Source organism: Pseudomonas marvdashtae (genome assembly GCF_014268655.2).
GTDB classification, from domain to species: Bacteria; Pseudomonadota; Gammaproteobacteria; order Pseudomonadales; family Pseudomonadaceae; genus Aquipseudomonas; species Aquipseudomonas marvdashtae.
Window position 1 is genome coordinate 4,315,118 of record NZ_JABWQX020000001.1, and the last position, 18,315, is coordinate 4,333,432.

General features: G+C 59.0%; 21 protein-coding genes, 1 tRNA gene and 1 pseudogene. 15 read left to right on the forward strand and 8 right to left on the reverse strand.

Annotated elements, in window-relative coordinates; translation table 11 throughout:
- Nucleotides 1-14 precede the first annotated feature (14 nt).
- The 6 genes and pseudogenes from atzF (at nucleotide 15) to HU742_RS19580 (ending at nucleotide 5,016) form a co-directional block, all read left to right on the forward strand.
- Complete coding sequence (atzF, locus tag HU742_RS19555) at nucleotides 15-1,790, forward strand: allophanate hydrolase (protein ID WP_186644680.1); 1,776 nt, start codon at nucleotides 15-17, stop codon at nucleotides 1,788-1,790.
- Nucleotides 1,791-2,043: 253 nt separating this feature from the next.
- Nucleotides 2,044-2,661, forward strand: a pseudogene (locus tag HU742_RS19560) (GGDEF domain-containing protein); the annotation flags it as partial.
- Nucleotides 2,654-2,872, forward strand: coding sequence for a cysteine-rich CWC family protein (locus HU742_RS19565; RefSeq protein WP_186640531.1), 219 nt, complete (start codon nucleotides 2,654-2,656; stop codon nucleotides 2,870-2,872). The pseudogene HU742_RS19560 and the gene HU742_RS19565, both read left to right, overlap by 8 nt.
- A gap of 35 nt (nucleotides 2,873-2,907) precedes the next feature.
- A complete protein-coding gene (locus HU742_RS19570) occupies nucleotides 2,908-3,600 on the forward strand; it encodes a pseudouridine synthase (protein ID WP_186644678.1) in 693 nt (230 codons plus the stop codon).
- 309 nt (nucleotides 3,601-3,909) lie between these two features.
- Nucleotides 3,910-4,794: an alpha/beta fold hydrolase gene (locus HU742_RS19575; RefSeq protein WP_186644677.1), complete on the forward strand. Its 885-nt coding sequence runs from the start codon at nucleotides 3,910-3,912 to the stop codon at nucleotides 4,792-4,794.
- A gap of 148 nt (nucleotides 4,795-4,942) precedes the next feature.
- Nucleotides 4,943-5,016 (forward strand) — tRNA-Gly (locus HU742_RS19580).
- Nucleotides 5,017-5,121: 105 nt separating this feature from the next.
- Here the strand turns inward: HU742_RS19580 and HU742_RS19585 are convergent.
- From HU742_RS19585 to HU742_RS19595, 3 genes are all read right to left on the reverse strand, one after another.
- Entirely contained in the window at nucleotides 5,122-6,405 is a 1,284-nt protein-coding gene (locus tag HU742_RS19585; RefSeq protein WP_186644676.1) for a type II toxin-antitoxin system HipA family toxin, read from the reverse strand.
- Nucleotides 6,405-6,701, reverse strand: coding sequence for a helix-turn-helix domain-containing protein (locus tag HU742_RS19590; RefSeq protein WP_186640523.1), 297 nt, complete (start codon nucleotides 6,699-6,701; stop codon nucleotides 6,405-6,407). Before HU742_RS19590 ends, HU742_RS19585 begins: the two co-directional genes overlap by 1 nt.
- Nucleotides 6,702-6,880: 179 nt before the next feature.
- Nucleotides 6,881-7,357 carry an Lrp/AsnC family transcriptional regulator gene (locus tag HU742_RS19595; protein ID WP_186640521.1) on the reverse strand — a complete coding sequence of 159 codons (477 nt, stop codon included), beginning with the start codon at nucleotides 7,355-7,357 and terminating at the stop codon, nucleotides 6,881-6,883.
- Between the two features lie 143 nt (nucleotides 7,358-7,500).
- On the opposite strand from HU742_RS19595, the gene HU742_RS19600 reads away from it, so the two are divergent.
- The 5 genes from HU742_RS19600 (at nucleotide 7,501) to HU742_RS19620 (ending at nucleotide 9,925) form a co-directional block, all read left to right on the forward strand.
- Nucleotides 7,501-8,130 carry a LysE family translocator gene (locus tag HU742_RS19600; protein WP_186640520.1) on the forward strand — a complete coding sequence of 210 codons (630 nt, stop codon included), beginning with the start codon at nucleotides 7,501-7,503 and terminating at the stop codon, nucleotides 8,128-8,130.
- Nucleotides 8,131-8,314: 184 nt separating this feature from the next.
- Nucleotides 8,315-8,617 (forward strand): type II toxin-antitoxin system HigB family toxin, encoded by a 303-nt coding sequence (locus HU742_RS19605; RefSeq protein ID WP_186644675.1) that lies wholly within the window; start codon nucleotides 8,315-8,317, stop codon nucleotides 8,615-8,617.
- Nucleotides 8,617-8,976 (forward strand): helix-turn-helix domain-containing protein, encoded by a 360-nt coding sequence (locus tag HU742_RS19610; protein WP_186644756.1) that lies wholly within the window; start codon nucleotides 8,617-8,619, stop codon nucleotides 8,974-8,976. Before HU742_RS19605 ends, HU742_RS19610 begins: the two co-directional genes overlap by 1 nt.
- A 322-nt stretch (nucleotides 8,977-9,298) precedes the next feature.
- Entirely contained in the window at nucleotides 9,299-9,514 is a 216-nt protein-coding gene (locus HU742_RS19615) for a type II toxin-antitoxin system HicA family toxin (protein WP_186644673.1), read from the forward strand.
- Nucleotides 9,515-9,925, forward strand: coding sequence for a type II toxin-antitoxin system HicB family antitoxin (locus tag HU742_RS19620; RefSeq protein ID WP_186644671.1), 411 nt, complete (start codon nucleotides 9,515-9,517; stop codon nucleotides 9,923-9,925).
- Nucleotides 9,926-9,993: 68 nt separating this feature from the next.
- Here the strand turns inward: HU742_RS19620 and HU742_RS19625 are convergent, their stop codons facing one another.
- Nucleotides 9,994-10,140: a hypothetical protein gene (locus tag HU742_RS19625; RefSeq protein WP_186640512.1), complete on the reverse strand. Its 147-nt coding sequence runs from the start codon at nucleotides 10,138-10,140 to the stop codon at nucleotides 9,994-9,996.
- A gap of 177 nt (nucleotides 10,141-10,317) precedes the next feature.
- Between HU742_RS19625 and HU742_RS19630 the strand changes: the two genes are divergently transcribed.
- Nucleotides 10,318-10,722 (forward strand): low affinity iron permease family protein, encoded by a 405-nt coding sequence (locus HU742_RS19630; RefSeq protein ID WP_186640510.1) that lies wholly within the window; start codon nucleotides 10,318-10,320, stop codon nucleotides 10,720-10,722.
- Between the two features lie 48 nt (nucleotides 10,723-10,770).
- Here the strand turns inward: HU742_RS19630 and HU742_RS19635 are convergent, their stop codons facing one another.
- Together HU742_RS19635 and HU742_RS19640 are read right to left on the reverse strand one after the other, a co-directional pair.
- Nucleotides 10,771-11,679: an SDR family oxidoreductase gene (locus HU742_RS19635; RefSeq protein ID WP_186640508.1), complete on the reverse strand. Its 909-nt coding sequence runs from the start codon at nucleotides 11,677-11,679 to the stop codon at nucleotides 10,771-10,773.
- 79 nt (nucleotides 11,680-11,758) lie between these two features.
- A complete protein-coding gene (locus HU742_RS19640; protein ID WP_186615065.1) occupies nucleotides 11,759-12,262 on the reverse strand; it encodes a DUF4142 domain-containing protein in 504 nt (167 codons plus the stop codon).
- A gap of 668 nt (nucleotides 12,263-12,930) precedes the next feature.
- Between HU742_RS19640 and HU742_RS19645 the strand changes: the two genes are divergently transcribed.
- On the forward strand, nucleotides 12,931-14,166 hold the full coding sequence (locus HU742_RS19645; RefSeq protein ID WP_186644669.1) for an aminotransferase class I/II-fold pyridoxal phosphate-dependent enzyme: 1,236 nt from the start codon (nucleotides 12,931-12,933) through the stop codon (nucleotides 14,164-14,166).
- Between the two features lie 12 nt (nucleotides 14,167-14,178).
- The gene (locus HU742_RS19650) at nucleotides 14,179-15,342 is read left to right on the forward strand and encodes an MFS transporter (protein WP_186644667.1); all 1,164 of its coding nucleotides are present in this window, start codon (nucleotides 14,179-14,181) and stop codon (nucleotides 15,340-15,342) included.
- Here HU742_RS19650 and yiaY read toward each other — a convergent pair.
- A complete protein-coding gene (gene yiaY / locus HU742_RS19655) occupies nucleotides 15,339-16,487 on the reverse strand; it encodes an L-threonine dehydrogenase (protein WP_186644665.1) in 1,149 nt (382 codons plus the stop codon). The two genes, HU742_RS19650 and yiaY, sit on opposite strands and share 4 nt — an antisense overlap.
- Before the next feature lie 141 nt (nucleotides 16,488-16,628).
- Here yiaY and HU742_RS19660 point away from each other — a divergent pair, with 141 nt between their 5' ends.
- The gene (locus tag HU742_RS19660; RefSeq protein ID WP_186644755.1) at nucleotides 16,629-17,648 is read left to right on the forward strand and encodes a DUF4917 family protein; all 1,020 of its coding nucleotides are present in this window, start codon (nucleotides 16,629-16,631) and stop codon (nucleotides 17,646-17,648) included.
- Between the two features lie 41 nt (nucleotides 17,649-17,689).
- On the opposite strand, the gene HU742_RS19665 is transcribed toward HU742_RS19660, so the two are convergent.
- Nucleotides 17,690-18,271 (reverse strand): DJ-1/PfpI family protein, encoded by a 582-nt coding sequence (locus HU742_RS19665; protein ID WP_186644662.1) that lies wholly within the window; start codon nucleotides 18,269-18,271, stop codon nucleotides 17,690-17,692.
- Between the last annotated feature and the right edge of the window lie 44 nt (nucleotides 18,272-18,315).

Here is an 18,315-nt window from a genome sequence, read left to right on the forward strand (position 1 = left end):
AAGGAATCAACGCCATGAACCTCTCTCTTCGCCTGGACGACCTGCGCAACATTTACCGCAGCGGTGAACTGACGCCGCGCCGATTGCTGCAGGCGCTGCGGGAAAAAGCCGCTGCCCTCAACCCCGACTATCACGTGTTTATTCATTTGCTGTCGCTTGAAGAACTGGAGCCTTACCTGGCCGGTCTGGAAAGCCGCGACCTGGAAAGCCTGCCGCTGTATGGCGTGCCGTTCGCCATCAAGGACAACATCGACCTGGCCGGCATTCCGACGACCGCCGCGTGCCCGGCATTCGCCTACGTGCCGCAACGTTCGGCGACCATTGTCGAGCAGCTCCTGGCGCTGGGCGCGATCCCCCTGGGCAAGACCAACCTCGACCAGTTCGCCACCGGCCTCAACGGTACCCGCACGCCCTACGGCGCTTGCCGCAACAGCGTATTGCCCGATTATCCGTCGGGCGGTTCGAGTGCCGGCTCGCCGCTGGCGGTGGCCCTCGGCGTGGCGAGCTTTGCCTTGGGCACCGATACCGCGGGGTCAGGCCGGGTGCCGGCGGCGCTGAACAATCTGGTAGGTTTGAAAGCCACCAAAGGCCTGATCTCCACCGCTGGCGTGGTGCCGGCTTGCCGTACGTTGGACTGCGTGACGACATTCACCGCCACGGCACGCGAAGCCAGCCAACTGTTGGCGCTGACCGCCCGCCTCGACGCACGCGATGAATACAGTCGCAGCAACCCACAGTGGAACGACGGCTCGGCGTTCGGTGCGCCACGACGCTTTCGCTTTGGCGTGCCTCGTCGACAAGACCTCGAATTTTTCGGCTGCGACGAAGGCCCAAAGTTGTTCAGCGACGCCATCGAGCGACTCGAACGCATCGGCGGCGAGGCGGTCGAGCTGGACTTGTCGCCCTTTCTGGAGGCCGCTCGCCTGCTGTATGAAGGGCCGTGGGTAGCAGAGCGCTACAGCGTTGCCGGGGAATTGATGGAGCGCGAACCTGACGCGGTATTGCCGGTGATCCGCGCTGTATTGGCGAAAGCGCCTACGGTGAATGGCGTACAAACCTTCCGCGCCCAGTACCGTTTGCAGGCACTCAAAGCGCAATGCGACCGTGTGATGGACGCGCTTGATTGTGTGCTGACGCCGACCATCGGGCGTCCGGTGACCCTCGCCGAACTGGCCGCCGAGCCGGTCCTGCGCAATTCGGAACTGGGTTATTACACCAACTTCATGAACCTGCTGGACTACGCCGCCGTCGCCGTTCCCAGTGCGTTCATGGCCAACGGTCTGCCCTGGGGCGTGACGCTGTTCGGCCGCGCCTTCACCGATCAATACCTGCTGGGCGTCGCCGATGCCTTGCAACGCCAGCACGACCCGGACCTGCCAGCCCCTGCCAACCTGGCGCGCCACGACCGGGCCCGCCTGGTGGTGTGCGGCGCACATCTGGATGGGCTGGCATTGAACTGGCAGCTCAAGCAACGCGGCGCGCGTTTGGTCGAAGCCACCCACAGCTCATCGGACTATCGCCTCTATGCGTTGGCCGGTGGACCACCATTGCGCCCGGGCATGCTGCGGGTCAGCGATGGCGGCGTCGCGATTGAAGTGGAGGTCTGGGAACTGCCGAGCCATGAGTTGGGCTCGTTCTTGACCGGCATCCCCGCGCCACTGGGGCTAGGCAAGGTTCAACTGGCCGACGGTCGCTGGGAAAGCGGGTTCATCTGCGAACCCTATGGCCTGGACGGCGCACAGGACATCAGTCATTTGGGCGGATGGCGGAGTTACCTGCGTAGCCTGTAATCGCGCAGCCCCCCGGTGGCGAGGGGCTTGCTCCCTCGCCACAGCTTCACGAACTACAAATCCAGGCACCTTTTCCCACAAGGCCACTAAACTGATTCCATCGGGTCACTCCAAGGGAATCGCCATGTCGCTTCGTTCGCCGTTGTATTCCCCGCGCTCGCCAATGCTGGTACTGGCTATTTTGTTGAGTGCCGGCTTCCTGGCGACCTCGCTGCTGGGGTATTACGCCGCCAGCACCTTGCTGCGGGACACTATTCTCAAGGCTTTGTACCTCAATCTATTGATCGGCCTGCTGGTGACGGTGGCCGTACTGGCGCTGCTTTATCGGCTGGTGGTCAGCTATCAACGTCGGATCGATGCCCAAGCCATTCTTGACGGCCTCACCGAACTGCCCAACCGCCGGGGCTTCGACTTGCTGGCGGTACAGGCCCTGCACGAAGCCCAACGCGAACCCAAGCCGTTGAGCGCGCTGCTGCTGGAAGTGGACAATTTCAAGCAACTGGATTCCACCCATGGCCACATCGCCAGCGATCAGTTGTTGAGCGGATTCGCTCGCGACTTGACCGATAACGTGCGGCATTCAGACATTGTGTGCCGCTGGAGCGCCGACGCTTTCGCCTTGCTGCTCAAGGACACCGATGGACAGAACGGTCTGAAGATCGCCGAGAAAATTCGCCAGCGCATTGAGCAACAGCGCTACTTTTGCAGCGGGAAACAATTGCGCGTCACTATCAGCATCGGCCTGACCACCTTGCAGGACGAAGACACCTTGCACAGCCTGCTGTCCCGGGCCGATCATGCGCTGCAACGCGCCCGACAAACCGGCAGCAACAGAACCTGCGTGGAAATGCCTCATTCGAGTTATGAATAAACCTGACCTCTGCCCCGCCTGCGGCGCCGCCAACGACTGCACCCTGGCCAACCCGAAAACCGCCGACCGCGCCTGCTGGTGCTATGGCGTGAGTATCGACCCGGCTGTGCTCGAGGCCCTGCCGGCGCAATTGCGCGATAAATCCTGCCTTTGCCCGCAATGCGCGCGAGTGGACGACCAGTTGCGCGCCAAGCCCCAACCGATCACGTAAGATGCCCGCCCTCCGCCTCCTTGCCCGAACTGCCCATGCGCGTTGACCGTTTCCTCAGTAATCTGCCGCGTTTCAATCGCCAACAGGTCCGACTGCTATTGGTGGAACGTCGAGTGCGGATCGATGGCCAGACCGTCAACGATCCACGCGCGCAGGTGCGCGAATTCAGCCACGTCGAAGTAGACGGTGAGGTGTTGCAGGCAGGCCGAATGGCCCGGTACTTCATGCTGCACAAACCGCAAGGCTGCGTCAGTGCCACGCGCGACCCGCAGCATCGCACCGTGCTCGACTTGCTCGACGAACCGGACAAGGACGACCTGCACATTGCCGGCCGCCTGGATTTCAACAGCACCGGACTGATGTTGATCACCAACGACGGCAGCTGGTCGCGGCGCCTGACCCAGCCGCAGACCAAGCTGCCCAAGGTCTACTACGTCGAGACCGAACAGACCATTACCGCCGAATACGCCGCCACGTTCGCCCAAGGCCTGTACTTCGCTTTCGAAGACCTCACCACCCAACCGGCGGAGCTGACGTTGCTCGGGCCGACTTCGGCGCGATTGAGCATCGTTGAAGGACGCTATCACCAGGTCAAGCGCATGTTCGGGCACTTCAATAACAAGGTGTTGCGCCTGCACCGCGAGCGCATGGGGCCGCTGGTGCTGGACCTCGATCTGGAACCGGGCCGATACCGCGCCCTGAGCCCAGATGAAATCCGCCTGATCTGAGCCCGATGACCGCTGGGCAGAAGTGTCGAACATTTTTCAAAGAGCACTTGCGCAACGGTCGACCCCCTGCTTGAATCAAACCGTCGGCCGAAATGTGACCGACTGGTCACCTCATACCTCTAAGAAACTTTTTGCCGGCTGGAACCCTCAGGTTCCGCCATATCCACCGGCAAACTGCCCGCCATAACAATACCCGTCGACCGGCTTTCCTGGATCGACATGGGCCTTATCTTCCAGGCGTATGCCTACCTGTCACATTGCCCGTGCAATCTCATTGCGCGCATACCCGCTTGCCAGGAGTCTTATGACATGAGGCCAGAAATCGCTGTGCTGGATATACAGGGTCAGTATCGGGTTTACACGGAGTTCTATCGCGCAGACGCCGCACAAAAGACCATCATCCTGGTCAACGGCTCGATGGCTACCACCGCGTCGTTTGCACAGACCGCCAAAAACCTCTATCCGCAATTCAACGTCGTGCTGTACGACCAGCCCTACGCGGGCAAATCCAAGCCCCACAACCTCCACGAGCAAATGCTGACGAAGGAAATCGAAGGACAGATCCTGCTGGAGCTGATCGACCACTTCGCTGCCGAGCACGTATTGTCATTCTCGTGGGGCGGCGCCGCGGCGCTCACCGCACTGGCCCAACGCCCGCGCCGCATCGAAAAGGCCGTGATCAGCTCGTTCTCACCGGTGCTCAACGCGCCGATGCGCGACTACCTCGAACGCGGCGTGGACTACCTGGGCAGCCTGGACGGCCACCGTGTGGGGCACTTGGTCAACAGCACCATCGGCAAACACCTGCCGCCGCTGTTCAAGCGCTTCAACTATCGCCACGTCAGCAACCTGGCCGAGCATGAATACGGGCAGATGCACTTTCACATCAATGACGTGCTCCACAGCGACCAGCAGTGCTACGTCAACGCGGCGAAACAAATCGACGTGCCGGTACTGTTTCTGAACGGCGAATGGGACGAGTACACCTCGGCCACCGACGCCAGGCTCTTCGGCAACCATGTCCAGCACAGCACCTTCACCACGCTGCAAGCCACCGGGCATTTCCTGGACATGGAACACAAGGCCGCCTGCCGCGACAGTCGCGACGCCTTGCTGAGCTTCTTGAAACCGACCCACCATGAAAGCCGACCGCGCCACAGCTACGTGCAGGATTACCATGCGCTGGCCATCTGAAAAAAGTCCTCGCGAGCGAGCCTCAAGCATGGGGCTCGCTTGCGAAAGACCGCTCTGGTTTGAGGCTTGCGTAGACGGATGACCTCACCGTCCGGAAAGAAAAACTTCAAATCCCAGGCGACATCTGGTACAAAGTCAGCCGCTCTGAGCGGGTGTCGTATAATGGCATTACTCCAGCTTCCCAAGCTGATAACGAGGGTTCGATTCCCTTCACCCGCTCCAATCGAATTCTGGTCCTGCGTCGTGTGGTTTTGACGGGGGATTAAAAAAACCGGCTCTTGGTGGCCGGTTTTTTTTGGTCTGGGGTATGACCAAAGCAGGTTCGCACTACCTCTCAAAGTCCTGGTGCAGCTTCGCCAGGACATTGAAGATTGGCTCCCCTGCTTTATGTGGAATCTTCAAACGAGTGAACACATCCTTCCAGTCTGATAACGCGGCGAGGGTCTGCTCGATGTACGCCTCGGCCTTGAGATATTTGTAGTCTCTGCAGATCTCCATGATTCTCTTCCTCGTCGGTTTGCCGGGAGTGCGGCCACCAAAGTCAGTCGTGTGTTCACCCATAGCGTTTGCGAACGTAACGTCGTAAGCGGGGGAAAGCGTCCAGGTCTCCTTATCTCCCTGCTTTGCGGGATCGTGGCAAAGGAAAGCAAAGTTCTTTGCGTGGTCGTCATGGTTGTGTGACAGAGCGTTGAAGATCATTAACCTGGCCATCTTTTCTACTTCGACAGAGCTTTTGGTCAGCATCTGGGTGAGCTTCAGCAGATTGGGATAATCGATGGATGACAGAGCGCGGTAATTCGCATACATCAGTGCCGCTACGGTCATCATGTGTATCTTGCGTTCGCCCTCTCGGTCGAAACGCCTGGTCGCGAAAAAATGCTCAACCTGACCGTCAGGCATCTGCATATCCAAGAGAGTCGACTCAGCCATGGTGACTCCGGCTGCCCTGGCCATCTCTGCATAGGCGAACTCGATGCCCCCGGTCTCCACCGGCTCGTACAGCGCTCTGAACTTGACGATCCAGTGTGCATAGCCCTCTGGCAGAGCACCGAAGGCCGAGGTTGCGTTAGCGCAATCTGCGGAGAGAGCCACAATCGCCTTTGGACGAGCACCACCCGGTGAGCCACCGGCGAGCCGCAGTTTGGTGAGCACCGCTTGGGTCTCGCCCTCTTGAACCTCGATAGAGGCCTCGTACAGCTGGCAGAGATCAACAGGGCCAATCAGCACTGTTTTTTCAGCCGTGGGCTGATACTCAAAAGCTCCCATGCTTCGGTCGTCCATGTAGGCAAGGCGATCCAGGGCGGTGACGGTGAGGTGAGTGCCGTCACCGAAGGTGCCGTTGAAGTATCGGTCCATCAGCAGCATGCCCCAGCCATCTGGCAGGGAATCAGCGAACGGCCCATGGAGCCCTTCGAAGAGGCTAGCGTCTTTGGCCAGCTGTGGTTTTTCGTCCCAAGTCATCGTAAGCGGCGAAAGATTGTAGCCAGTGGCGAGCCACCCCTGATCGTAAGCGAAGTAAATCCCCTTCCCTTCGGCTTTCAAGAGTTCCCCGACCTTGACGCCACTTTTCAAGACGGTTAGCGCTTCGGTGCGTTTGAACGCCTTCGTCATCACCTCATCCCTCGCTTACGTTTGGCATTCTTGAGTTCATCCACTGAATTCGGATGCTCAGGCTTGAAGAGTCTGGTCACGCAAGCCAGCTCATCAAGCGCTGTGGCCATGAGGACCAGAGCCTCCAAGGTCACCACACCCGTCGTCTCAAATCGCTTGATGGTGGACTCCGACACCCCCGACTTCTCGGCGAGCGTCTTGCGGGAGAGGTTTTTTGAAAGGCGGAGTATCTTCGCGTTCTCTCCGACATTCCTGGCGATTTCTGCTGGCGAATGGAGCAAATGCATAAACGACATGATTACCCTCTAACTTTTCAAAATGGTTATATTCGACCAGTTACAAGGAAATAATACCCTATTTGGGTCGTTTATGATCTCTTGGTAAAACTACCGTTATACGAGGATTCCACCAGTAATCCGTGAACGGATCAAAAAAAGCCCCCAGCCATCGGCGTCGGGGCTTTTCATATCGTGCTTCACCCTCCAGCCAAATGCCCCAACGGCAACGGCACCGGCGCTTTCACAGTGTTAATCGCGAAATTGCTGCGGATATCCCTGATCCCCGGCAGTTTCAGCAGATGCCCAGTGACAAAACGGTCATAGGCCCGCAGGTCCGGCACCACCACTTGCAGCAAAAAATCCGACTCGCCTGATACCAGGAACGCCGAGATCACCTCAGGCAAAGCCGTTACCGCCTGGCGAAACGCCTCGGCTCGTTCGTCATTGTGCCGCTCGACCTTGACGCCGACGAAGATCGTCATCCCGAGGCCAACTTCATCACGATCGAGGATGGCCTGGTAGCCGCGAATCACTCCGGCTTCCTCAAGCATCCGCACGCGACGCAGGCACGGCGAGGGAGACAGGCCTATTTCTTCTGCCAGTTGCACGTTGCTCAGCCGGCCGTCCCGTTGCAGTGCGGCGAGGATTTTGCGGTCGAAGGCGTCTAGTTTCATATACTGGCATCTTCCGATTGAATTGTTCGAATGCTTGGCAGGTTATGCCAATTTGTTAAGCATTAGAAGCTGACTACGCAACCACCTGCCCTGCCCTTCGGCCATAGACTGGCACCACTAATTCATCGAATGAGGGGTTTGGGATGACAGGGCTCTGGTTGTTTGTCATGGCGTTGACGGTGGCGTATCTACTGCCCGGGCCGGACATGATCCTGGTGCTGCAAACCGGTGCCCGTCAGGGCAAGGCTGCGGCGCTGGCGACGGCGGTAGGCTTGGGGATTGCCCGGGCATGTCATGTCGCGCTGGCGGCGATGGGACTCTCGGTGCTGTTCAAGACGGCACCCTGGACGTTTGATGTGGTGCGCCTGGCCGGGGCTGCTTATCTGGCCTGGATCGGGTTTCAGTGTTTGCGGACCACGTTGTTGCCAAGCTTTGAAGGCTCTGACGCTGAGTTCGGAAGGCGACAGTGGCACCAAGCGATACAGCGCGGCCTGCTGACCAACCTGCTCAATCCCAAGGCGCTGCTGTTTTGCTCAGTGTTGCTGCCGCAGTTCATCGACCCACAGGACGGGCCGGTGTTGGCGCAGTTTGCAACGTTGGGGGTGATATTGGTCTGCGTCGGTTTGTTGTTCGACGTGCTCTATGCCCTCGCTGGAGTAGCGCTCGGGCGCTGGCTTCAACGATCGCCTACGGCGCAGCGGGTGCAGCAGTGGTTGTTTGGTGGCCTGCTGATTGGGTTTGCGGTGCGGCTGACGTTTGTGCAGCAGTCGTAGAAGACGGCTGCTTCGCCATCAAAACTGGCTATAGCCCCAACGGCCGTAATGGATCTGCCTAGCTTCCGGTTAGCGCACTAGCATGGGGTGCTAGGGGCCGAGCAGTTTTATTGCCTCTTCAGCTAAACCCAATTGCATCGTCAGCCCAGTCAGACTAGACTCCTCCCAAAACGGGAGGACGTAGGTGCGAATTATCGCGAGAGGAACCTTACGGGAGTTCTGGGAAAGCAATCCGGCTTACGCGGATTCCCAGACGCCACTGGTTGAATGGTATCGACACATGGAAAAAGCGACCTATCGGACGCCTCAAGAGATTAAGGCTGAACAGAGAACGGCCAGTATCCTCAAAGCAGCCAGGGTTGTATTCAACATTGGCGGCAATAAATACCGAGTAATTCTCGCAGTCGACTATCAGCGCCAGCTTGGTTTTGTAAGATTCGTCGGCACCCATGCCCAATACGACCAAATCAATGCGGAGACCGTATGATGAACATCAAACCCATTCGCAACCAAGATGATTTGAATGCAGCTTTTACGCGCATCGAACTGCTTTGGGGGGCAGAAGTCGGTTCGGCTAACGGCGATGAGCTAGAAATCCTTGCCTTGTTGATCGAAAAATACGAGGACGAGCACTACCCGATGCCCCCCTCTGATCCAATTGAAGCGATTAAATTCAGGATGGATCAACAAGGGCTGACTCCGCGCGACTTGGAACCGTACCTTGGTTCAAGCGGACGTGTGTCTGAAGTTCTGAACCGCAAACGCAAGCTAAGTCTGGCGATGATTAAACGCCTGCATGACGGACTGCGGATTCCTTACGAGAGTCTGTTGGCAGACGTTGCATAAGCTTATGCAGACTCCACGACGGCTCCGTAGCAGCACTGCAGATTAAAAGAACCGGTCCAACGTGACCGGTTTTTTATGTCCTTCTTTTTTATGTCCTTCTCTCATTCAGCCCACAGCAACCCCAGATCTCCCTCGCCACGCGTCACGCGACCTCACATCCGGAAATTAACCCGATCCGCCCCCCCGCCGCCTTGTCCGGCGCGCCTTCTAGACTTGGTTACGACATACCACTGGGCCCGATCCTCGCCCTGCGGTGGTTATAGTGTTGATCATTATTATGAGGTGGGTATAGTAACCACCAAGCGCACCACACGGAGGTGTTGTGAACAGCCGATTCTTGATAGGCCAAATTGTTGCGGATGGTTGGTATCTGGTGCGGATTCGAGGCAGTCACCATCATTTCAAGCACCCAACCAAACCGGGACTGGTCACGGTTCCTCATCCAAAGAAAGACCTGCTCAAGAAAACGGCCATCAGTATTTTGCAACAGGCCCTGCTTCAGGAAACCAGTTGCCAAGTTTTTCCGGAGGACGATTGAATGCTTTACCCGATTGCGATTTCCTTGGGCGATGAGCACCACGCCTGGGGTGTCGAAGTGCCGGATATTCCCGGTTGTTTTTCCGCTGGCGACGATCTCGATGAGGCCATAGCCATGGCGCGCGAGGCCATCGAGGGGCACTTCGAAATTCTCGCCGAGGATGGCTCGCCCATTCCGCCGGCCAATACGGTCACGCTGCACGCGGCCGACCCGAAATATGCCGGATGTACATGGGCGCTGGTGGATATCGATGTGACCAAATACCTGGGCAAGGCACAGAAGCTCAACATTACGTTGCCCGGCTACCTGCTCAATCGTATTGATGAATATGTGTTGCACCATCCTGAAGAGAAGAGCCGCTCCGGCTTCCTTGCTTCGGCAGCGCTGAAGGTGTTGCAGCAGGGCCGGTGAGAACAGCCACAACCTGGGGGCAAGCTTGCGCCCCCAGGTTTTCCATAGCCAAGCTTGGGCTATGCCATCTACTTGTTTTCCGACTTGGACTCCTGCATCTGCACCGACGACTTGGTACCGTCGGTGTTGTCCTTGGTCTCGTTGTTGGAGTTGTCGAAACAGCCTTGCAGGGCGAACAGGCAGCAGGCGAGGCAAAAGGTGCGAGTGATATTCATGGCGTACTCCGTAGACTAAGGCTTTAAAGAGTGACCCTTGGATGAAGCAGATGGTTGCGACAGTGTTGGTCCTGGATGATGAATACCGACAGACGTTTCAGATCGAAATGTAAGTAGAATTTTCGCCGCCTCGTTGCTGTCACACCAGACAGGTGCATCCAATAAGGAAACACGGCAATGACGTTCGCAAAAATCGCTCAAAAACTGTCCCTCTGGGCGGGGAGTCCCAAGACCTTTCTGGGAGCCATCGTGTTATTGGCGCTCTGGGCTGCCAGCGGACCGTTCTTCGGTTTCAACGACACTTGGCAATTGATCATCAATACCTCGACCACGATCATCACCTTCCTGATGGTGTTCCTCATCCAGAACACGCAAAACCGCGATACCGATATCCTGCATTTGAAAGTCGACGAATTGCTGCGCGCCAGCAAAAGCGCACAAAACGCCATGCTTGGGCTCGAATCGCTGGATCTCAAGCAGCTAGAGGCACTCAGAAAGCACTATCAGTCCATGGGAGAGGGTGAGGCCAAGCACCTCGAAGGGCTGGAAGAAAAAAACAAGGTTGATCTGAACCAGTGCTGACCGGCATTGCATGGGCGTAGCTCGCCCATGCAACGGTTGGTCAAACGATCAGGGCAACGGGTTACCACCCGTAACGCCGAACACTTCCCCGGTGATATAACTCGATTCCTGCGAGGCGAGCAGTACGTAGAGCGGCGCGCACTCCGCAGGCTGTCCCGGACGTTTCATCGGTACTTGGGAGCCAAACGTAGGAATCTTCTCGCGAGGTTGTCCGCCGCTGGGTTGCAACACGGTCCAGATCGGGCCCGGTGCGACGGCGTTGACCCGAATCCCCTTGCTGATGACTTGTCCGGCCAGCGCCTTGGTGAATGCAACGATAGCCGCCTTGGTGGTGGCGTAATCCAGCAGCGTCGCGGACGGATCGTAGGATTGGATCGACGCGGTATTGATAATAGTCGCCCCGGCTGGCATCAGCGGCACCGCAGCCTTGCAGATCCAGAACATCGCATAGATGTTGGTCTTCATGGTGTCGTCGAATTGCGCGGTGGTGATGTCGGCGATGTCTTTTTGCGCCTCCTGCTTGCCGGCGACGTTCACCAGGATATCCAGTCCATCAAGTTGCTGTTGCGCCATTTTTACCAGTTGCACGCAGAACGCTTCGTCCTTGAGATCGCCAGGAATCGCGATGGCCTTGCGGCCTTCAGCCTTGATGAGCTCGATGACTTGCTGCGCGTCGCGCTCTTCGCTAGGCAAATAATTGATCGCTACATCGGCGCCTTCACGGGCATAGGCGATAGCCGCTGCGCGACCAATACCCGAGTCGCCTCCCGTGATCAGCGCCTTGCGACCTTCCAGGCGACCGAAGCCTTGATAGGTTTTTTCGCCATGATCGGGTTTCGGCTCCATGTCCTGGTCGATGCCCGGCGGCGACTGCGGCTGGTCGGGAAACTCTGGACGAGGGTATTGGGTCAGTGGATTCTGCATCGCGTATTGGTTGGGTTCTCGGCGTGTAGACATCGAGGGTCTCCTTTTCTGCGGGCAAAACAAGTCGGGACGCGGGCGCCCCGGTCCGGTACGTAAAAGCAGGTGCAGCGGATCAGCGGCTGGCCTGCAGCGCCCTGGCCATTTCGAGATGGGTCTGTAACTTGGGCAGGGTTTCGTCAGCGAATGCCTTGATTTCCGGCACTTCGGTGGTCTGGGCCTGCTGCTGGATCTGCTCGATGGCTTCCTCAGTGGCCTTGACCTGACTGGCGGCATACGCCGCTTCGAACGACTCGCCCTCGGCGACCTTCGGCATGAGGGCCTTGGCCTTGTCAGCCACCTCTTCTCTTGGGGCAACAGGCAAATCGAGTTTCTTGGCGATTTTCGCCAGGTGTTGATTCGCGGTGGTGCGGTCGTTGATCACCATGATGGTGTAATCCTTGACCTCACGTGATTCGGCTTTCGAATGCGCCTCGCGGCTGGCTTCGATGTCAGCCATGCCTTTGGCGGATGCGTCGTTGATGAATTCGGCTGGCGATTGGGCCCAGGCGCTGCTGGCACCCAGGCCCATCAGCACGACAACGCTGGTGGTGCGTAAAAAGGTGGCCATCCGGCTCATGGTCGCGCGCTCCTCTGATAAGAAATTTCGACGGAATTTGCCCGCCGCTGAATCAGAACCACCGGTGGATATTCAGCGAGACGTCCGACCCGGATGGCGGCCAATTTCGCCTTTCGCCGGGTGCCTGTCGACGCTCATGATGGTGGTTCTCCCACTTTTGCGACCCGTTTCAGACACCTTCGTTCGATCGTGAGCGATGTTTCCCGGATAAATGTTGCTCGACCCTCGCATGGTCCAGCCCTCCGTATTCATGAGTAAAGGGGCATGCTTACCCCGTATTTCATTCGAAACGATCAAAGACTCAAGGTTTGGGAAAAACACTGGCGCCACGACGAACGGTGGCGTGAATCAGATGCCCGAGCTGCACCTGGTCGCATCACATCGGAAGCGACGCTGAAGATATTCAAGATTCATTAAGCAGTGGGTTGCCCGTGCACCGGAACAAGCAAGCCCAACAGATACGGGGGTCAAGACGCAGCTCCGACGCTGTAAATGGATTCCCCGTCCAAGCCCTTAGGCAAGGTCCTACATAGAAGTCTCCGGTAACATTCAAACACACCGGAAACGGCCGATTCAAAGCCCCACCCGCCAATCTGTAAAGTCTGGAAACACACAGATGATGAAACGCCCCTACGGACAGCATGCTTAACCAAGGAATGTAATAACCCATGAACCAGACTTCGCAACCGACTCATCACTTCAGCAACTATCGCAAAATCGTTTCCCTGGCAGATCAGGATTGGCAACGCGCCGAAACCGCAAAAGTCACAGGGCTGAATGTCGAGGTCAAGACGCCCAATGTTCTCGTCGACCAATACGGCCGCACCCTGCAACACTTTGGCACGACGTCCTACCTGGGCCTGGATTACCACCCTGCCCTGCTGGATGGCGCCATGACCATGCTGTGGGAAACCGGGACCCTGCGCATCGCCAATTCGAGAAATCGCTGCCGGCTGGCGATCCTGGACCAATACGAAAACCAACTGTCGGAATTGTTTGGCGCCAGTTGCCTCAGTGCGCTGTCCTGCAGCGCGGCGAGCGCGGGGATCCTGCCGCTGCTGGCCAGCGGCGCGCTGACGGGCAACCGTCCGCCGGCGATGGTGTTCGACAAGCAGGCCCATTACTCGATGAACCACATCAAGGCCGCGTGCGCCGACGAAACCCAAGTCCTCACCTGCCCGCACAACGACATGGATTTTCTCGAAGACGTGTGCAAACGCCAGGGCAACGTAGCCTACGTGGCCGACAGCGCCTACAGCATGGGCGGCATGGCGGACCTGGACAGCTTGCTATACCTCAAGCAACGCTATGACCTGTTTCTTTATGTGGACGATTCCCACGCGCTGTCCACTGTAGGGAAATCCGGCATCGGCCTGATGCGCTCGCGGGTGCACACGGTGGATGAGCGCACCTTGATCGTCGCCTCGCTGGCCAAGTCATTCGGCGCCAGCGGCGGGCTGGCCATGTTCGGCAATGAACGGCACAAGACGCTGGTGCAGCGTTACGGCGGCCCCAGCAACTGGTCGCAAAGCCTGAATTCGGCGGCGATCGGCGCCGGCATGGCCTCGATCCGTTTGCATCGCAGCCGCGAATTCCAGACCTTGCAGGAGCGTTTGCAGGCTAATATCCGCTTCTTCGACAGCCTCATCCGAACCGAACAGTACGCCAGCCCCATGGCAATCCGCCTGGTGAACTGCGGCGAGGCGGCCGTGGCCACCCGCCTGGCGGTCGAACTGGCCGACCTGGGGTATTTCACTTCAGCGGTTTTTTTCCCCGTGGTACCGCAAGACAAGGCCGCAATCCGCATCACCCTGCGTGCCGACATGGAGGCGGACGTGATTCGTTCGTTCTGCGAGCGGGTCATTGACCGGCTGCTGGCCCATGGGCGTGACATTCGCCCTTGAAACGAGCCCCTGATGAAGAACAGCACAACCCTGATCGTCACCTGCGCCACCGTCTTCCTGGCCCAACTGGGCATGAGCATCTACTTGCCGGCCCTGCCTGATATCGCCCAAGACCTGGGAGCCGACGCGGCGCGGGTGTCGTGGGGTTTGCCGGTGTACCTGATTGGCATGGCGTTACCAATGCTGTTATGGGGCAGCCTGAGCCAGCGGCTCGGGCGCAAGCCTGTCCTGCTGGCAGCCTTGGCGCTTTACGGCCTGGGCAACCTGGCCTTGCCGTTGGGCACGTCCATAGAGGCGTTCCTGACGCTCAGGTTGATCCAGGGGATCGGCGCCAGCGGCATTTCCGTCATGGCGCGAGTGCTGATACGCGACAGTTTCAGTGGCGATCTGCTGGCCAAGGCCCTGTCCTGGATATCGATCGCCTTCGTGGTGGCCCTCGGCATCGGCCAGTACCTGGGCTCGCTGATCCAGGCGGCGTTCGGATGGGAGGCGATCTTCCTGGGATTGGGCGCGGCCAGCCTCGCCATGGCAGCGGCAGTGTCCAGGGCCCGCTTCCCGGTCCTGACCGAGGCAAGCAACGGGCAATCGGCGTGGTGGGTGTACGGGCAGATACTGCGCCATCGCGGATTCCTGTTGCCAGCGCTGGCAGGAGGATTGGGCTATGGCGTGATCATCGCTTTCAACACGGCTGCGCCGCTGATCCTGCAGGACAGCTTTCACTGGTCAGCGATCGAATACGGTCTGTTGGGTTGGCCGATCAGTGCGGCGTATTTGTTGGGCGCGCTTGCGGTGAATGCGTTTGTATTGCGCACGGGCCAGCGGCGGCTGATGGGCTGGGGCATCGCCCTGGTTTTGGGTGGCAGCGTAACCATGCTGGCGGGCAGTGTTTCACTGAGCAGCGTCGCCCTGCTGTTCTGGCTGCCTTACTGCTTCGCGGTGTTCGGCCAGTCGTTGAACTACCCCATCAGCCTGTCTTTGGCGAACGAGGGATCGCCAATCGCCGGCGCTTATGCGATGGCGTTGAGCGGTTTCCTGCACCAACTGATGGCCTCCTTGATCGGCGCCATGACCAGCCTGTTATTGAGTCAACAGGCCTGGCCACTGGCGGTGCTATGCACGATATTGGCGGCAGCGGCAATGCTCTGTACCAGGCTCACGCCACCGCGGACCGCCTAGAATGCGCTGCGGAAAATTTCTTCGATCTGCCGCTGGTCCGCCGCCCGTGGATTGGTAAGCCCGCATGCGTCTTTCATGGCGTTGGCCGCCAGGACTGGCACGTCGTTGAGACGCACGCCCAACTCGCGCAGGCCTGCGGGGATCTCCACGTCCAAGGCCAGGCTGCGGATCGCGGCGATGGCGACCTGCGCGCCTTCTTCCGGGCTGGAACCGTGCGCATCGGCCCCCATGGCAACAGCCACGTCGGTCAGCCGGGTGGCGCATACCATGGCGTTGAAACTCTGCACATGAGGCAACAGCACCGCGTTGCATACACCGTGAGGCAAGTCGTAGAAACCGCCCAGTTGATGCGCCATGGCATGCACGAAACCCAGTGAGGCGTTGTTGAACGCCATGCCCGCCAGGAACTGCGCGTAGGCCATGTTCTCCCGCGCCGCCAGATCGTTACCGTCGCGCACGGCTAGGCGCAGGTTGTTGCTGATGAGGGTAATGGCTTTCAGGGCGCAGGCATCGGTAATCGGCGTGGCGGCGGTCGAGACATAGGCCTCGATCGCGTGGGTCAATGCATCCATGCCAGTGGCGGCGGTCAGGCCCTTGGGCATCGCCACCATCAGCGCCGGGTCGTTGACCGACATCAGCGGCGTGACGTTGCGGTCGACAATCGCCATTTTCACATGGCGGGTTTCGTCGGTGATGATGCAGAAACGGGTCATCTCGCTGGCGGTGCCTGCCGTGGTGTTGATGGCGATCAGCGGCAGTTGCGGCTTGCTCGAACGGTCGACCCCTTCATAGTCGCGGATCTGGCCGCCATTGGTTGCGCACAGCGCGATGCCCTTGGCGCAATCATGGGGAGAACCACCGCCCAGCGACACGACAAAGTCGCACTGGCTCTCTTTCAGCAAGCCCAACCCCAATTCGACATTAGCGATGCTCGGATTGGGCTTGGCACCGTCGAAAACCACCGAATCGACGTCTTGTAGCGCCAGCAGCTGGGCCACTTTGCTGGCGACCCCGGCCTTCGCCAGTCCCGCGTCGGTGACGATCAGGGCCTTGCGAAACCCGTAGTTGCGGATAGCGATCATCGCTTCGTCGAGGCAACCCAGGCCCATGATGTTCACGGCGGGAATGAAAAAAGTGCTGCTCATGGGACACGCTCCTGATAGAGGCCGGATCGGCAGGGGCGTACAGCATTGACCGACTGGTCACAACGTATCTTGATCTGGCTCAAGACTGGGTCGTGATAAAGTCACGTCCTGCCTTTGCCACGTGTTGAGATGACTTTAGTGATGACCGATTTCCAGGAATACGACGCCCGGCTCGAAGATTGGCAGACGTTGCGCACCAACACCGCCTTCAGTGGCTTGCTGGTGGGCAATGGCGCCAGCCGCGCCGTGTGGGACGATTTCGGCTATGACTCGTTGTTCGAGAACGCCCGCACCGTCGAGGAGAAACCCTTGAGCCCGTCGGAACTCAGCGTGTTCGACGCGATGCAGACGCGCAGTTTCGAACAGGTGCTCGGCGCCTTGAAAACCACCAGCCGGGTCAACAAGGCCCTGGCCGTCAGCTCCGCCGCACCGCGTAACCGCTACTACGCGATCAAGGAAGCGCTGATCAACACCGTCCACACCGTGCACATCCCGTGGCGGCTGGTGCAGCCCTCGACCCTGGCGAGCCTCAACCAGGAACTGGGCCGCTACCGCACCGTGTTCACCACCAACTACGACCTGCTGAGCTATTGGGCGATCCAGCATTCACCCGAAACTGTCACCGATCTGTTCCTCGGTGCGGACCATAGCTTCGACCTGAGCCAGGCCAACTCCGACAAACCTCGCCTGCTGTATCTGCACGGCGGCCTGCACCTGGTGCGTAACCAGGACGGCACGGCGCGCAAGCTCACCTCCACCGAGGGCACGCTGCTGGGCAGTTTCGCCATCAACAACACGCTCAAGACTCTCGACGACGTACCGCTGTTCGTCAACGAGGGGCCGAGCCAGGACAAACTCAAGACCATCCGCAGCAGTGACTATCTGTCGTTCTGCTACGAACAACTGCTCCACCACCGCGACAACCTGTGTCTGTTTGGCCATGCCTTGGGCGAACAGGACAGTCATATCGCCCATGCCTTGCGCCTTGCAGCGCCGAGGACCGTGGCGATCTCGATCTACCCGCGCAGCCAGGCGTTTATCCAACATCAGAAGCGCCATTACGCCAAAGTATTCGAGGGACTGGACACCGAGTTGCGCTTCTTCGACGCCAAGAGCCATCCGCTGGGCGATCCGAAGTTGACGGTGCCGGTGGAGGTCTAGATTCGCAATCCGGGCTCCCCGTCCGGCACGTGGCGCTGGCCCTACAGGGTAATCGCCGTGCCCAACAGAGTCAGGAAGCCTGCCAGCCAGTTCGGGTGCGCCGGCCACGCCGGTGCCGTGGCAAGGTTGCCCTGGACATGCGCTTCGGTCACCGGAATATCGACAAACGTCCCACCCGCCAAGCGTACTTCCGGAGCACATGCTGGATACGCACTGCATTCGCGCCCCTCCAGGATGCCCGCCGCCGCCAGCAATTGCGCACCGTGGCAGACCGCGGCAATCGGTTTGCCCGCGAAGTCGAAATCGCGGACCAGTTGCAGGACCGTTTCATTCAGTCGCAGGTATTCCGGCGCGCGTCCGCCAGGTACCAGCAGCGCGTCGTAGTCGGCCGCCTGGACGTTGGCAAAGTCTTGATTGAGGGCGAACAGATGGCCAGGTTTCTCGCTGTAGGTCTGGTCACCTTCAAAGTCATGAATCGCCGTGCGCACGGTCTGCCCTGACGTTTTGTCTGGACACACGGCGTGCACCGTGTGGCCGATCATCTGCAAGGCCTGGAATGGCACCATGACTTCATAATCTTCGACATAGTCGCCAACCAGCATGAGGATTTTCTTGGCCGCCATGGAATGGGCTCCTTTGAAATGCGTGAGAAGTGAACGCATTAAAG